Raw genomic sequence first — 13,633 nt, forward strand, 5'->3', positions numbered from 1 at the left:
TCGGCATAAGTGCCACCGTGGTGCCCTCACGGCTGAGACTGTGCCACGAAATCTGAGACGCTACAGAAGCGACGGATCAGGTCTGCGCCATGTCGACGAACCGCGAGTAGTGGCCCTGGAAGGCGACCGTGATCGTCGCCGTCGGGCCGTTTCGGTGCTTGGCCACGATCAGGTCGGCCTCGCCCGCGCGGGGAGACTCCTTCTCGTAGGCGTCCTCACGGTGCAGCAGGATGACCATGTCGGCGTCCTGCTCGATGGAGCCGGACTCTCGCAGGTCCGAGACCATCGGCTTCTTGTCGGTGCGCTGCTCGGGACCACGGTTCAGCTGGGAGAGCGCGATGACCGGGATCTCCAGCTCCTTGGCCAGGAGCTTGAGGTTACGGGACATGTCCGAGACCTCCTGCTGCCGGCTCTCCGCCCGCTTGGAGCCGCCGGACTGCATCAGCTGGAGATAGTCGATGACCACCAGCCGGAGGTCGTTGCGCTGCTTGAGACGCCGGCACTTGGCGCGGATCTCCATCATCGACAGGTTCGGGGAGTCGTCGATGTAGAGCGGGGCCGCGGAGACGTCCGGCATCCGGCGGGCCAGACGGGTCCAGTCCTCGTCGGTCATCGTGCCGGAGCGCATGTGGTGCAGAGCGACCCGGGCCTCGGCGGACAGCAGACGCATCGCGATCTCGTTGCGGCCCATCTCGAGGGAGAAGATGACGCTCGGCAGATTGTGCTTGATCGCCGCGGCCCGTGCGAAGTCCAGCGCGAGCGTGGACTTACCCATGGCGGGACGTGCGGCGATGACGATCATCTGGCCGGGGTGCAGCCCGTTGGTGAGCGAGTCGAAGTCGGTGAAGCCGGTGGGGACACCGGTCATCTCACCGCTGCGCGAGCCGATGGCCTCGATCTCGTCGAGGGCGCCTTCCATGATGTCGCCCAGCGGCAGATAGTCCTCGCTGGTGCGCTGCTCGGTGACCGCGTAGATCTCGGCCTGCGCGCGGTTGACGATCTCGTCGACGTCGTCGTCGGCCGCGTATCCCATCTGCGTGATCCGGGTACCGGCCTCGACCAGGCGGCGCAGCACCGCGCGCTCGTGGACGATCTCCGCGTAGTACTCGGCGTTCGCCGCCGTGGGCACCGTCTGGACGAGGGTGTGCAGATACGACGCGCCGCCGACCTTGTTGATCTCGCCGCGCTTGGTGAGCTCGGCGGCGATGGTGATGGGGTCGGCCGGCTCGCCCTTGGCGTAGACGTCGAGGATCGCCTGGTAGATCGTCTCGTGGGCGGGCTTGTAGAAGTCGTGGCCCTTGAGGATCTCGACGACGTCGGCGATGGCGTCCTTGGAGAGCAACATGCCGCCGAGGACGGACTGCTCGGCGTTAAGGTCCTGCGGCGGGACGCGCTCGAAGGCTGAACCTCCCCCGTCCCACGCGCCGTTCTCGCTGCCGCGGTCGTGCTGCTCGTCCCGCCCCCGGCCACCCTCCGGCCGCCGGCGGGAGGGCAGGCGATCGCTGGGACCGCTGTCGGCCCACGGATCGTCCAAGGGCTCGGAAATGCTCACCGAGCCACCTCCTCCCGTCCGCGGAACGGACCTCGCCGTGCCCCTCATTTCTACGGCACGGCACTGACAAAACGAGAAGCCCAACTCCGGTTCATGCGCGCCGGTTTTATGACGGTTTCCCGGTCGGCGGACGGAGCGAGCGCCGGACCACGGTAGGCCCCCCGGCACCGTCAGCCAATCTGGTTATCCACAGGCCATGTGGACGACCGGCCCGATGCTGTGGAGAACTGCCCGAAACCTGTGCACGACCCGGTGGACAGCCCTGTGAACAAGAACTCGCGTGACCTTACGAAATGGCTCTGACCTGCGCCTTTCCCATCCACCGGCTGTGCAGAAGAAAAACTTCCCCAGTCGGATCAAGATCACTTCGCACTGTGTACAGGAGCACACGGGACGAGATACAAAGTAAGGGGCACAAAGACTTTGCGTCTCTTACCTGTGGACGATTAGATTGGTGCTCATGACACAGGCTCCAGCGACCTCCAGAGTCGTCCGGCGACGGCACGATCGGGAGATCGTGGCGCTGGCCGTCCCAGCCTTCGGCGCCCTGGTCGCCGAGCCCCTGTTCGTCCTGGCCGACAGCGCGATCGTCGGCCATCTCGGAACGGCCCAGCTCGCCGGTCTCGGCGTCGCCTCCGCCCTCCTCACGACGGCGGTGAGCATCTTCGTCTTCCTCGCCTACGCCACCACCGCCGCCGTCTCCCGCCGCGTGGGCGCCGGCGAACTCCGGGCCGCCATCCGGCAGGGCATGGACGGCATCTGGCTGGCGCTGCTGCTGGGCGCCGGAGTCATCGCCGTCGTCCTGCCCACGGCCCCCGCCCTGGTGGACCTCTTCGGCGCCTCCGACACGGCGGCCCCCTACGCGACCACCTATCTAGGCATCTCGGCGCTCGGCATACCCGCCATGCTCATCGTCCTCGCGGCGACCGGCGTACTGCGCGGACTTCAGGACACGAGGACACCGCTCTACGTCGCCATCGCCGGCTTCGTCGCCAACGGCGCCCTCAACGCGGGCCTGGTCTACGGCGCCGACCTCGGTATCGCGGGCTCCGCCTGGGGAACCGTCATCGCCCAGTGGGGTATGGCCGCCGCCTATCTCGTCGTGGTCGTCCGCGGCGCTCGCCGCCACGGGGCGTCTCTTCGTCCCGACGCCGCCGGGATCAGGGCTTCCGCCCAGGCGGGCGTGCCGCTGCTGGTACGGACCCTCTCCCTGCGCGCGATCCTGATGATCGCCACCGCGGTGGCAGCCCGTCTCGGCGACGCCGATATCGCCGCCCACCAGATCATCCTGTCGCTGTGGAGTCTGCTCGCCTTCGCGCTCGATGCCATCGCCATCGCCGGGCAGGCCATCATCGGTCGCTACCTCGGCGCCGACGACGCCCAGAGCGCTCGTGATGTCTGCCGCCGCATGGTGCAGTGGGGCATCGGCGTCGGCATCCTGCTGGGCCTGCTCGTGATCGTGTCCCGCCCGCTCTTCCTGCCACTGTTCACCAGTGACTCCGCCGTGAAGGACGCCGCCCTGCCCGCCCTGCTCGTGGTGGCTCTCTCCCAGCCGATCAGCGGTGTCGTCTTCGTCCTCGACGGTGTGCTGATGGGCGCGGGCGACGGACCGTATCTGGCCTGGGCGATGGTCCTCACCCTGGCCGTCTTCACTCCGGTGGCCCTGCTCGTCCCCACCGTCGGCAGCGGGCTCACCGCCCTGTGGATCGCGATGACGCTGATGATGACCGTGCGCATGGCCACGCTGTGGGCGCGTACCCGCTCGGGCCGCTGGGTCGTGACGGGGGCGACACGCTGACGGTCGCACGGCCCGTTTCACGTGAAACGACGGTTTCACGTGAAACGGCCGACCGATGACCCATACGAAGAGGGGCCGCACCCTGCACGGGTGCGGCCCCTCTCTCAGCTGTTCAAGCCGAGCGCAACGATCAGGCCGCGATGACCTCGATGTTGACCTTGGCGGCAACCTCGGGGTGCAGACGCACGGACGTCTCGTGGGCGCCCAGGGTCTTGATCGGCGCGCCGAGTTCGATGCGGCGCTTGTCGACCTCGGGACCGCCGGCGGCCTTGATCGCCGAGGCGATGTCGGCCGGGGTGACGGAACCGAAGAGACGGCCGGCGTCGCCGGAGCGAACGGCCAGACGGACCTTGACGCCCTCGAGCTGGGCCTTCACAGCGTTGGCCTGCTCGATCGTCTGGATCTCGTGGATCTTGCGAGCACGACGGATCTGCTCGACGTCCTTCTCGCCACCCTTGGTCCAGCGGATCGCGAACTTCCGCGGGATCAGGTAGTTGCGAGCGTAGCCGTCCTTGACGTCGACGACGTCGCCCGCGGCACCGAGGCCGGAGACCTCGTGGGTGAGGATGATCTTCATGAGTCGGTCACCCTTCCCTTAGCGCGCAGTGGAGGTGTAGGGCAGCAGCGCCATCTCACGGCTGTTCTTGACGGCCGTGGCGACGTCACGCTGGTGCTGCGTGCAGTTGCCGGTCACGCGGCGGGCACGGATCTTGCCGCGGTCGGAAATGAACTTCCGCAGCATGTTCGTGTCCTTGTAGTCCACGTACGTGACCTTGTCCTTGCAGAACGCGCAGACCTTCTTCTTAGGCTTGCGCACAGGCGGCTTCGCCATGGTGTTTCTCCTGTGTGATCAAGAAGTGGGGATACGAGCCGTGCCCTTAGAAGGGGGGCTCGTCCGAGTAGCCGCCACCGCCGCCGGAGCCGCCGCCCCAGCCGCCGCCACCCTGCTGGCCACCGGCGGGAGCGCCGGTCGCCCACGGGTCTTCGGCGGGAGCGCCGCCACCCTGCTGGCCGCCACCGGGGCCGCCGCCCCAGCCGCCGCCCTGCTGGCCGCCGCCGCCGTAACCGCCCTGGCCACCGCGGCCGCTGGTCTTGGTGACCTTGGCCGTGGCGTTGCGCAGGCTGGGGCCGACTTCCTCGACGTCCAGCTCGAAGACCGTGCGCTTGACACCCTCACGGTCCTCGTACGACCGCTGCTTCAGCCGGCCCTGCACGATGACGCGCATGCCTCGCTGAAGGGACTCGGCGACGTTCTCCGCCGCCTGGCGCCAGACCGAGCAGGTCAGGAAGAGGCTCTCGCCGTCCTTCCACTCGTTGGTCTGACGGTCGAAGGTGCGGGGAGTGGACGCGACACGGAACTTCGCGACCGCCGCACCGGAGGGGGTGAAGCGCAGCTCGGGGTCGTCGACAAGATTGCCGATGACCGTGATGACGGTCTCGCCTGCCATGGGGGAACCTCTCGGCGGGTTTGCTGCTGCTGGCTGCTGGTGGTGCTACTCGAATCCCGAGATCAGCTGAGCGGGAGAGCTCAGTGGGTCTCGGGGCGGAGGACCTTGGTCCGGAGGACCGACTCGTTCAGGTTCATCTGGCGGTCGAGCTCCTTGACGACCGCAGGCTCGGCCTGCAGGTCGATGACCGAGTAGATGCCCTCGGGCTTCTTCTTGATCTCGTACGCGAGACGACGACGGCCCCAGGTGTCGACCTTCTCGACCTTTCCGCCACCGTCACGGACGACAGAAAGGAAGTTCTCGATCAGCGGGGAGACAGCGCGCTCCTCGAGATCGGGGTCGAGGATGACCATCACCTCGTAGTGACGCATGTGGAACCCACCTCCTTTGGACTCAGCGGCCACGGTCGTTCCGTGGCAGGAGGGTTGTGATGCGTACGCAACGGTATCGGCCGCCACTGACAATCGGGGGTCGGTGAGCGGCATCCCAGGTGGGCCGGGTGTTATCTCCTGGCGTGCCTGGGCAGACACCGGTGCAGACGGTACAGACTACCCGCACACCGGCTTCCGGTTGAAATCCGGCCGCGAGGGCGGTCAGTCTGTACACATCGGGTGTGTATGGCGCTACAGTGCGCCGCCTTCCGCAAGGAGGTGCCACATGGCACAGGCATTGCGACCCAACACCGCCGGTTCCCTCTTCGCCACCGACGGCAGGCCCCACCCCCTCCAGGACACGCTGATGGCGGTGACCCTGGTCCTCGGCGCGGTCTCCTTCATCACGGCGCAGTTCCACGGCCTGCATCTGCTGAGCTCGTGGACCGGCCTGGTGGGGATCTTCACCGGTGCGTACGGCCATTGGGTCTCGGAAACGACCCGCGAGCGCTTCGGGCTGATCCTGGGCCTTGGTGCCTCCGGCATCGGCTTCTTCCTGGGTATGGCACACGGCGGTCTCTTCGGCTGAGGTCCCCGGCCGTACCGGCACCTCCTCCCCGCCCCGGCGCCGAGAGCCGGGGCGAAGGTGCCGTACGCCCAATCGGGCCGCTCCGCGGGCGCAGTAGGCTTCGGCGCTAGAGCCGGAGCCCCTGTACCCATGGGGACACACCAGCCCGAGGAGCGCCCCGAATGAGCCTGACCCTGAGGACCATCAGTCGCGAGCAGCATCTGGCGTACATCCAGAGCCTGCCGGCGGCGAGTCACATGCAGGTCCCGGCCTGGGCAGACGTCAAGGCGGAGTGGCGCTCGGAGAACCTCGGCTGGTTCGACGACCGGACCGGCGAGCTGGTCGGCGCGGGTCTCGTGCTCTACCGCCAGCTGCCGAAGATCAAGCGCTACCTCGCCTATCTGCCCGAGGGTCCGGTCATCAACTGGTTCGCGCCGAATCTCGAGGACTGGATCCAGCCGATGCTGGCGCACCTGAAGCAGCAGGGCGCCTTCTCCGTGAAGATGGGCCCGCCGGTGATCATCCGGCGCTGGGAGGCCGCTTCCATCAAGCAGGGCATCCAGAACCCGGACGTCAAGCGCCTGCGGGACATCGAGGCCGACTTCATCGAGCCGCGCGCCTTCGAGGTGGCCGACAAGCTCCGCCGCATGGGCTGGCAGCAGGGCGAGGACGGCGGCGCCGGCTTCGGCGACGTGCAGCCCCGCTACGTCTTCCAGGTGCCGCTGGCCAACCGGTCCCTGGAAGAGGTGCACAAGAACTTCAACCAGCTGTGGCGCCGCAACATCAAGAAGGCCGAGAAGGCCGGGGTCGAGGTCGTCCAGGGCGGCTACCACGACCTGGAGGAGTGGCAGCGCCTGTACGAGATCACCGCGGTGCGCGACCACTTCCGGCCCCGCCCGCTGTCGTACTTCCAGCGCATGTGGACGGCCCTCAACACCGAGGACCCCAACCGCATGCGGCTGTACTTCGCCCGGCACAACGGGGTGAACCTGTCGGCGGCGACGATGCTGATCGTCGGCGGCCACGTCTGGTACTCCTACGGCGCCTCCGACAACATCGGCCGTGAGGTCCGGCCCTCGAACGCGATGCAGTGGCGGATGCTGCGCGACGCCTACGCGCTCGGCGCCACCGTCTACGACCTGCGGGGCATCTCCGACTCGCTGGACGAGTCCGACCACCTCTTCGGCCTGATCCAGTTCAAGGTGGGCACGGGCGGCCAGGCCGCCGAATACCTCGGCGAGTGGGACTTCCCGCTGAACAAGCTGCTCCACAAGGCGCTCGACATCTACATGTCGCGCCGCTGAACCCGGGGCGTTTGCTTCGATACCTTCCATACCTCTGATACACCGCAGCCACGAGAAAGGTTCCAGGTCCGGCCATGGCGCTCACGCTCTACGTCGACACCGCGCGCTGGCGGGCGCACCACAAGCACGTGCAGGAGCAGTTCCCGGGGCTGGTCCCGGTCTGCAAGGGCAACGGCTACGGCTTCGGACACGAGCGGCTGGCGGAAGAGGCCACACGACTGGGCGCCGACATGCTGGCCGTCGGCACCACGTACGAGGCCGCGCGGATCAAGGACTGGTTCGGCGGTGACCTGCTGGTCCTGACGCCGTACCGGCGTGGCGAGGAGCCCGTGCCGCTGCCCGACCGGGTGGTGCGGTCGGTGTCCTCGGTCGACGGCGTGTACGGCCTGGTGGGCGCCCGGGTGGTCATCGAGGTGATGTCCTCGATGAAGCGGCACGGCATCAGCGAGCAGGACCTGCCGCAGCTGCACGCCGCGATCGAGAACGTCCGCCTCGAGGGCTTCGCGATGCATCTGCCGCTGGACCGCACCGATGGCTCGGACGCCGTCGAGGAGGTCATCGGCTGGATGGACCGGCTGCGCGCGGCCCGGCTGCCGCTGCACACGATGTTCGTCAGCCACCTCAAGGCCGAGGAACTGGCCCGGCTGCAGCAGCAGTTCCCGCAGACGCGCTTCCGCGCCCGCATCGGCACGCGACTGTGGCTGGGCGACCACGAGGCCACGGAGTACCGCGGCGCCGTCCTGGACGTCACCCGCGTCGCCAAGGGCGACCGCTTCGGCTACCGCCAGCAGAAGGCGGCCTCCGACGGGTTCCTGGTCGTCGTGGCGGGCGGAACGTCACACGGGGTGGGTCTGGAGGCCCCGAAGGCGCTGCACGGCGTCATGCCGCGCGCCAAGGGCGTCGCCCGTGCCGGCCTCGCCACGGTGAACCGGAACCTTTCTCCGTTCGTCTGGGGCGGCAAGCAGCGCTGGTTCGCCGAGCCGCCGCACATGCAGGTCTCCATCCTGTTCGTGCCGGCCGACGCCCCGGAGCCGAAGGTCGGTGACGAGCTGGTGGCCCATCTGCGGCACACCACCACGCAGTTCGACCGGCTCGTGGACCGCTGAGCACCCGGGGCACGGCCCCACGACACATGGCGAAGGCCGTACGCGGAACCCCGCGTACGGCCTTTCGCGTGCTGCCTCTACGCCCTGTTCGCTCAGGGCGAACCCTCGGCTGCCTTCGACGCGCCCCATTCGACCTGCGGACCCGGGGGGTTCTCGAAGTGGGCCGCGTGGCGCGGCGGATGCGCCGCTGCGCCGAGCACGAAGACGTCCTCCGCCCCGTCGAGCACCCCTCCGGACGGATCGTCGTCGCCGGCCCGGCGTACCACGTCCCGCTCCGGCATGAGGATGTCGCGTACGACGACGGCGCACAGGTACAGCGTCCCCACCAGGTGCAGGCCGATCGCCCAGTGGTAGCCGTCGGTCGGCAGTCCCTTGTGGGCGTCGCCGCTGGTCGTGTACGCGAGGTACATCCAGATGCCCAGGAAGTACATGACCTCGCAGGCCTGCCAGATGAGGAAGTCCCGCCACTTGGGCCGGGCCAGCGCGGCCAGCGGCACCAGCCAGAGCACGTACTGCGGCGAGTAGACCTTGTTGGTGACGATGAAGGCCGCGACGATGAGAAACGCCAGCTGGGCGAAGCGCGGTCGGCGCGGGGCGGTGAGGGTGAGCGCCGCGATGCCCACACAGCACAGCAGCATCAGCAGCGTGGCGAGGGTGTTGACCGTCTCGGTGCTGAGCGGGTCGCTGGAGTTCTGCGCCATGATCAGCCAGAAGGAGCCGAAGTCGACGCCGCGTTCCTGGCTGAACCGGTAGAACTTCGACCAGCCTTCGAAGGCGAAGAGCATCACCGGCCCGTTCACCACGACCCAGGCGAAGACCGCGCCCCCCAGCGCCTTGCCGAAGTCGCGCCATTTCCCCGCCCGCCAGCACAGCACGAACAGCGGGCCGAGCAGGAAGACGGGATAGAGCTTGGCGGCCGTGGCGAGCCCCAGGAGGACACCGAAGGCGAGGGAACGGCCCCGTGCCCACATCAGCATCGCGGCGGCCGTCAGCGCGACGGCCAGCAGGTCCCAGTTGATGGTGGCGGTCAGCGCGAAAGCGGGCGCCAGAGCGACCAGCAGGCCGTCCCAGGGCCGCCGGGCATGCGTGCGGGCCACACAGACGGCGATGACGGCCGCGCAGACCATCAGCATCCCCGCGTTGACCATCCAGTACCACTGCTCCTGGTGCTGGATGCTGCCGCTTCCCGGGGTGAGCCAGGCGGCGACCTCCATGAAGACGCCGGTCAGGACCGGGTACTCCAGGTACTCCATGTCGCCGGGCAGCCGGTCGAAGTACGGCACGAGTCCGTCGGCGAATCCGCGGCCCTGGTAGAGGTGCGGGATGTCCGAGTAGCACGCGTGCGTGTACTGCGAGCTGGCGCCGAAGAACCAGGCGCCGTTGTAACAGGGCGCCTTCTGGACCAGTCCGAGGGCGAACACGCCGATCGCCACGAGCGCGATCACCCGTACGGGGGTCCACCAGGACGTCCCGAGCAGGGCGCGCCGCCCGATGGGGCCGCCGATCAGCTCGCTGCCGGCAGCAGCGACCTCGTCGGCCTTCGTCGGCCGTACCGGATCCGGCTCGTGCGCGCTCGTCTGCGTCGTTTCTGCACTGGGCATGGGGCACATCCTGCCGTACGCGGCTGGGAATCCACGGTGACGTGGGCCTCCGACGAGTCTGAGAGGAGACGACGAAGAGAGAAGTGCCCCTGTTTCACGTGAAACGAAGTGTTTCACGTGAAACAGGGGCACTGCGCCACGCTCAGGACGAGCCGTGACGGCCGGCGTCACTCGGTTGTGGTTCCTCCGAAGAACCCGCCGTTGCCGTTACCGCCGTTCCCATTGCTGTTGCCGGATGTCTCGGTGACGGTGGGCGTGGGGGTCACTTCTCCCTCACCACCACCTGTATCGGCACCGCCGGAGTCATCGCACCAGCCGAAGGAGCAGGTCTCGCTCGCCGAAGCGCTCGGAGTCGGCTCGGGCTCGGACGCGCTGGGCGAAGGGCTGGCCTCCTCCGTCGCGGTCTCGCTGGGCGTCACGGTGACGGACGGCGTCGGAGACGGCGCGCCCACCTGGTCGATGACCTCCCCGATCGGGGTGGGCTCCGGGAAGCCGGGGTCGGACTTCCCCTTCAGCGCCACCTTCATGTACTCGGTCCACACCTCGGTGGGGATGTCACCACCGTGGATGGAGTCCACACCGGCCGTGCCGTTCATGGAGAGCAGCGCATGGCTCTTGGGGTTCTCACGGAACATCGCGACCGAGGTCGACAGCTGCTGGGTGTAGCCGACGAACCAGGCGGACTTGTTCTCGTCCGTCGTACCGGTCTTGCCCGCCGCCGTACGTCCCAGGGCCTTGGCGTTCTTACCCGTGCCGTTCTCGATGACGTTCTCGAGGACCTTCGTGACGTTGTTGGCCACGTTCTCGGGCATCGCCTGCGCGACCTTGGGCTTCTCGAAGCCCTTCAGCTCCTGGCCGCCCTGCTTGACCTTCGTCACCGAGTACGGGTCGGCCTGCTTGCCGGACGCGGCGAACGTCGCGTAGGCGTCGGCCATGCGGATCGCGCTGGGCGTCGAGGTACCGAGCGCGAAGGACGGGTTGATGTCGGAGAAGCTCTGGTCCAGGATGCCGGCCTTCTCGGCGACGTCCCGCACGTTCTCCATGCCGACATCGACGCCGAGCTGCACGAACGGCGTGTTCACGGACTGCTCCATCGCCTTGTGCAGGGTGATGTAGCCCCAGGGACGGTCGCTCTCGTTCTCCTGGTAGAAGACCGAGTTGTCCTTCTTGAGGTAGTAGCTGCCGTCCGGCTTCTGGACCTTGAGGTGGTCGTTGCCGTTGTACTTGCTCATCGGCGAGATGCCGACGCCGTCGCTCTTGTACGTGCCGTACTGCATGGCCGCGGCGAGCACGAACGGCTTCCACGTCGAACCGACGGGGACACCGGCGGTGTCTGCGTTGTTGGTGAAGTGGCCGTTCTCGTAGCCCGCGCCGCCGTAGAGGGCGACGATCGCGCCGTCGTTGGGCTTCACCGACGCAGCGCCGAACTGGACGTACTTGTCCAGCTCCCGCTTCGGATCGATGCGCTCCTTCTCGATCTTCTTGACGGCCCTGGCCAGTGCGTCGACCTTGTCCTTCTCGAAGGTCGTGTAGATCTGGTAGCCGCCCCGGTCGAACTGGGCCTCCGTGATGTCGGAGTGGGCCAGCACGTACTTCTTGGCGGTGTCGACCAGGTAGCTGATCTGGCCGGTCATGCCCTTGATCGCCTTGCGGCCCTGGGGCACGGGGTACTCGCTGACGGCCTCCTGGTACTTGGCGTCCGAGAGCTTGCCGTCCTTGTGCATCTCGCCGAGGATCCAGCGCCACCGCTTCTCGGAACGCTCGCGGTTGGCCTTCGGGGTCGCCGAGGTGTCGAGGTCCTGGTTGCCCGCCGGGTCGTAGTACGTCGGGCCCTTCAGCAGGGCCGCGAGGAAGGCGCACTCGCTCGCGCTCAGGTTCTCCGCGTCCTTGCCGTAGTAGGTCTGGGCCGCGGCCTGGATGCCGTACGCGCCACGACCGTAGTACGAGGTGTTCAGGTAGCCCTGGAGGATCTCGTCCTTGTCGAGCTTCGTCCCCACCTTGATCGAGATGAACATCTCCTTGAACTTCCGGGAGATGGTCTGTTCCTGGCTCAGGTAGGTGTTCTTGACGAACTGCTGGGTGATCGTCGAACCGCCCTGCGTGTCACCGCCCGTCGCCATGTTGGCCAGGGCGCGGGCGATGCCCATGGGGTCGACGCCGGAGTCCTCGTAGAACGTCTTGTTCTCGGCTGAGATCACCGCCCACCGCATGTCCTTGGGGATCTGGTCGATGGTGATGTTCTGCCGGTTCTCACCGGAGCCCGTCGCCACCATCTGCTTGCCGTCGGCCCAGTAGTAGACGTTGTTCTGCGACAGCGCGGCGTCGTTCTCCTCCGTGGGGATGCCCACCATCGCGTAGCCGATGCCGGCGATGGCGACGAGGCTGCCGAAGAAGGCCAGGAACAGGCCGGAGACGAGCTTCCAGGAGGGCACCCAGCGCTGCCAGCCGTACTTGCCGGCGCGCGGGTAGTCGATGATCCGCTTCCGGTCGGAGGCGGCGCCCCGCCCTCGGCCACGCCCGGGTCCGCTCGGTCCGCCGGGACCGCGTCGCCCGTTCTCGGCCGCTCTGCGGCGACCACCGCCGTTTCTCTGGGCCGCGCGCCGGGCCTCGGCGCGGCCGCCGTACGGCCGCTCCTCGCCTCCCGACCCATGAGATCCCGACCCATAGGTATCGGAAGGAGACCCGGTGGCGCCTCGCGGTGCCGCACGGCGGCCGGAGGCAGAGCCGGGCTGGCCGCGTCGGGCCGCGGCACGTCCGCCTCCCTGCGGCTGCGGCGGTTTGCGACGGTGCTCGCTCATCGAACGACTACTCCTCGGGCAGGCGCACCCTTGTGTGCCTGGAAACGGCGGCTGGTTTCCGGTCCCCCCGAAGTACGGATGTGGTCGGTTCCGCATTCACCCGTACTGCACCGGGGACAAGGACGCCCCCAGGCGCAACTCGGTTCCCGGTGGTGTGCATGCCGCACAGACTACGCAGCGGCAAAACCCGCCTAGCTCTGAAGTTCACCCCAAAACAGGCAACTCGCTTCCTACGAATCAGTGATGTGACGCCGTTCACGATTCCCCCTCTTGTCGCATGAGGGGGGCCGTTCTATCGTCGTGATGTATCGAGTCGATACATCAGCACGACATAAAGACCGTGACGGCACGACCGCGGAAGAGAGGAGGCGACCATGAGCCGGCGTTCCGGGATCCTCGAGTTCGCCGTACTCGGCCTGCTCCGCGAATCTCCGATGCACGGCTATGAGCTGCGCAAACGACTCAATACGTCACTGGGTGTGTTCCGCGCGTTCAGCTACGGGACGCTTTACCCCTGCCTCAAGACGCTGGTCGCCAACGGCTGGTTGATCGAAGAACCGGGCCATACCGTCGAGGAGGCGCCGGCCGCCCCGCTCACGGGCCGCCGCGCCAAGATCGTCTACCGGTTGACGGCAGAGGGTAAGGAGCACTTCGAACAGCTGCTCTCGCAGACCGGCCCCGACGCGTACGAGGACGAGCACTTCGCCGCGCGGTTCGCCTTCTTCGGGCAGACGTCACGCGACGTACGCATGCGCGTGCTGGAGGGCCGCCGCAGCCGGTTGGAGGAGCGTCTGGAGAAGATGCGCGCCTCCCTGGCGCGCACCCGAGAGCGCCTCGACGACTACACCCTCGAGCTCCAGCGCCACGGAATGGAGTCCGTGGAGCGCGAAGTGCGCTGGCTGAACGAGCTCATCGAGAGCGAGCGGGCCGGGCGGGACCTTCGGGGCTCCGCCTCCGGGGAGTCCGCTCAGGACACCACATCTGGAGCGCCGGGCGGCCTGCCCCGGCCCGGGGACGACACCCGGCCGGATACGCCCGACGACACCGCCACGTGAGACCCCCGTCAGGGCCTCACCGAGTACACACA

Annotated in this window: 12 protein-coding genes; 5 read left to right on the forward strand and 7 right to left on the reverse strand. The window is 67.8% G+C overall.

Annotated features, from left to right (window positions below; all coding sequences use genetic code 11):
* Window positions 1–76 precede the first annotated feature (76 nt).
* A complete protein-coding gene (gene dnaB, locus ACZ42A_RS14070) occupies window positions 77–1,552 on the reverse strand; it encodes a replicative DNA helicase (RefSeq protein ID WP_468527437.1) in 1,476 nt (491 codons plus the stop codon).
* A 460-nt stretch (window positions 1,553–2,012) separates the two neighbouring features.
* Between dnaB and ACZ42A_RS14075 the strand changes: the two genes are divergently transcribed.
* Window positions 2,013–3,350, forward strand: coding sequence for an MATE family efflux transporter (locus tag ACZ42A_RS14075; protein ID WP_468527438.1), 1,338 nt, complete (start codon window positions 2,013–2,015; stop codon window positions 3,348–3,350).
* A 130-nt stretch (window positions 3,351–3,480) separates the two neighbouring features.
* Here ACZ42A_RS14075 and rplI read toward each other — a convergent pair whose 3' ends face one another.
* The 4 genes from rplI to rpsF all read right to left on the reverse strand — a co-directional run bounded on the left by rplI (window position 3,481) and on the right by rpsF (window position 5,169).
* Entirely contained in the window at window positions 3,481–3,927 is a 447-nt protein-coding gene (rplI, locus tag ACZ42A_RS14080; RefSeq protein WP_194043864.1) for a 50S ribosomal protein L9, read from the reverse strand.
* A gap of 18 nt (window positions 3,928–3,945) precedes the next feature.
* Entirely contained in the window at window positions 3,946–4,182 is a 237-nt protein-coding gene (rpsR, locus tag ACZ42A_RS14085) for a 30S ribosomal protein S18 (protein ID WP_003949403.1), read from the reverse strand.
* Between the two features lie 46 nt (window positions 4,183–4,228).
* Window positions 4,229–4,798, reverse strand: a complete 570-nt coding sequence (locus ACZ42A_RS14090; RefSeq protein ID WP_468527439.1) for a single-stranded DNA-binding protein — start codon at window positions 4,796–4,798, stop codon at window positions 4,229–4,231.
* An 80-nt stretch (window positions 4,799–4,878) separates the two neighbouring features.
* The gene (gene rpsF, locus ACZ42A_RS14095) at window positions 4,879–5,169 is read right to left on the reverse strand and encodes a 30S ribosomal protein S6 (RefSeq protein ID WP_014673750.1); all 291 of its coding nucleotides are present in this window, start codon (window positions 5,167–5,169) and stop codon (window positions 4,879–4,881) included.
* 286 nt (window positions 5,170–5,455) lie between these two features.
* On the opposite strand from rpsF, the gene ACZ42A_RS14100 reads away from it, so the two are divergent.
* From ACZ42A_RS14100 to ACZ42A_RS14110, 3 genes are all read left to right on the forward strand, one after another.
* Window positions 5,456–5,758, forward strand: a complete 303-nt coding sequence (locus tag ACZ42A_RS14100) for a hypothetical protein (RefSeq protein WP_468527440.1) — start codon at window positions 5,456–5,458, stop codon at window positions 5,756–5,758.
* Between the two features lie 161 nt (window positions 5,759–5,919).
* Complete coding sequence (gene femX / locus ACZ42A_RS14105) at window positions 5,920–7,041, forward strand: peptidoglycan bridge formation glycyltransferase FemX (RefSeq protein WP_468527441.1); 1,122 nt, start codon at window positions 5,920–5,922, stop codon at window positions 7,039–7,041.
* A gap of 74 nt (window positions 7,042–7,115) precedes the next feature.
* A complete protein-coding gene (locus tag ACZ42A_RS14110; RefSeq protein ID WP_468527442.1) occupies window positions 7,116–8,147 on the forward strand; it encodes an alanine racemase in 1,032 nt (343 codons plus the stop codon).
* A gap of 92 nt (window positions 8,148–8,239) precedes the next feature.
* Here ACZ42A_RS14110 and ACZ42A_RS14115 read toward each other — a convergent pair whose 3' ends face one another.
* Entirely contained in the window at window positions 8,240–9,748 is a 1,509-nt protein-coding gene (locus tag ACZ42A_RS14115; protein ID WP_468527443.1) for a glycosyltransferase family 87 protein, read from the reverse strand.
* Window positions 9,749–9,915: 167 nt separating this feature from the next.
* Complete coding sequence (locus ACZ42A_RS14120; protein WP_468527444.1) at window positions 9,916–12,180, reverse strand: transglycosylase domain-containing protein; 2,265 nt, start codon at window positions 12,178–12,180, stop codon at window positions 9,916–9,918.
* 740 nt (window positions 12,181–12,920) lie between these two features.
* On the opposite strand from ACZ42A_RS14120, the gene ACZ42A_RS14125 reads away from it, so the two are divergent.
* Window positions 12,921–13,601: a PadR family transcriptional regulator gene (locus ACZ42A_RS14125; protein ID WP_468527445.1), complete on the forward strand. Its 681-nt coding sequence runs from the start codon at window positions 12,921–12,923 to the stop codon at window positions 13,599–13,601.
* Window positions 13,602–13,633: the final 32 nt, after the last annotated feature.

Source organism: Streptomyces sp. NPDC030838, assembly GCF_055572035.1.

What these genes read in the sequence shown, in the direction of transcription:
- rpsR (WP_003949403.1), bottom strand. Translation starts at nt 4,182, where the DNA reads ATGGCGAAGCCGCCTGTGCGCAAGCCTAAGAAGAAGGTCTGCGCGTTC.
- ACZ42A_RS14075 (WP_468527438.1), top strand. Translation starts at nt 2,013, where the DNA reads ATGACACAGGCTCCAGCGACCTCCAGAGTCGTCCGGCGACGGCACGAT.
- ACZ42A_RS14110 (WP_468527442.1), top strand. Translation starts at nt 7,116, where the DNA reads ATGGCGCTCACGCTCTACGTCGACACCGCGCGCTGGCGGGCGCACCAC.
- femX (WP_468527441.1), top strand. Translation starts at nt 5,920, where the DNA reads ATGAGCCTGACCCTGAGGACCATCAGTCGCGAGCAGCATCTGGCGTAC.
- rplI (WP_194043864.1), bottom strand. Translation starts at nt 3,927, where the DNA reads ATGAAGATCATCCTCACCCACGAGGTCTCCGGCCTCGGTGCCGCGGGC.
- ACZ42A_RS14100 (WP_468527440.1), top strand. Translation starts at nt 5,456, where the DNA reads ATGGCACAGGCATTGCGACCCAACACCGCCGGTTCCCTCTTCGCCACC.
- ACZ42A_RS14125 (WP_468527445.1), top strand. Translation starts at nt 12,921, where the DNA reads ATGAGCCGGCGTTCCGGGATCCTCGAGTTCGCCGTACTCGGCCTGCTC.
- rpsF (WP_014673750.1), bottom strand. Translation starts at nt 5,169, where the DNA reads ATGCGTCACTACGAGGTGATGGTCATCCTCGACCCCGATCTCGAGGAG.
- ACZ42A_RS14115 (WP_468527443.1), bottom strand. Translation starts at nt 9,748, where the DNA reads ATGCCCAGTGCAGAAACGACGCAGACGAGCGCGCACGAGCCGGATCCG.
- ACZ42A_RS14090 (WP_468527439.1), bottom strand. Translation starts at nt 4,798, where the DNA reads ATGGCAGGCGAGACCGTCATCACGGTCATCGGCAATCTTGTCGACGAC.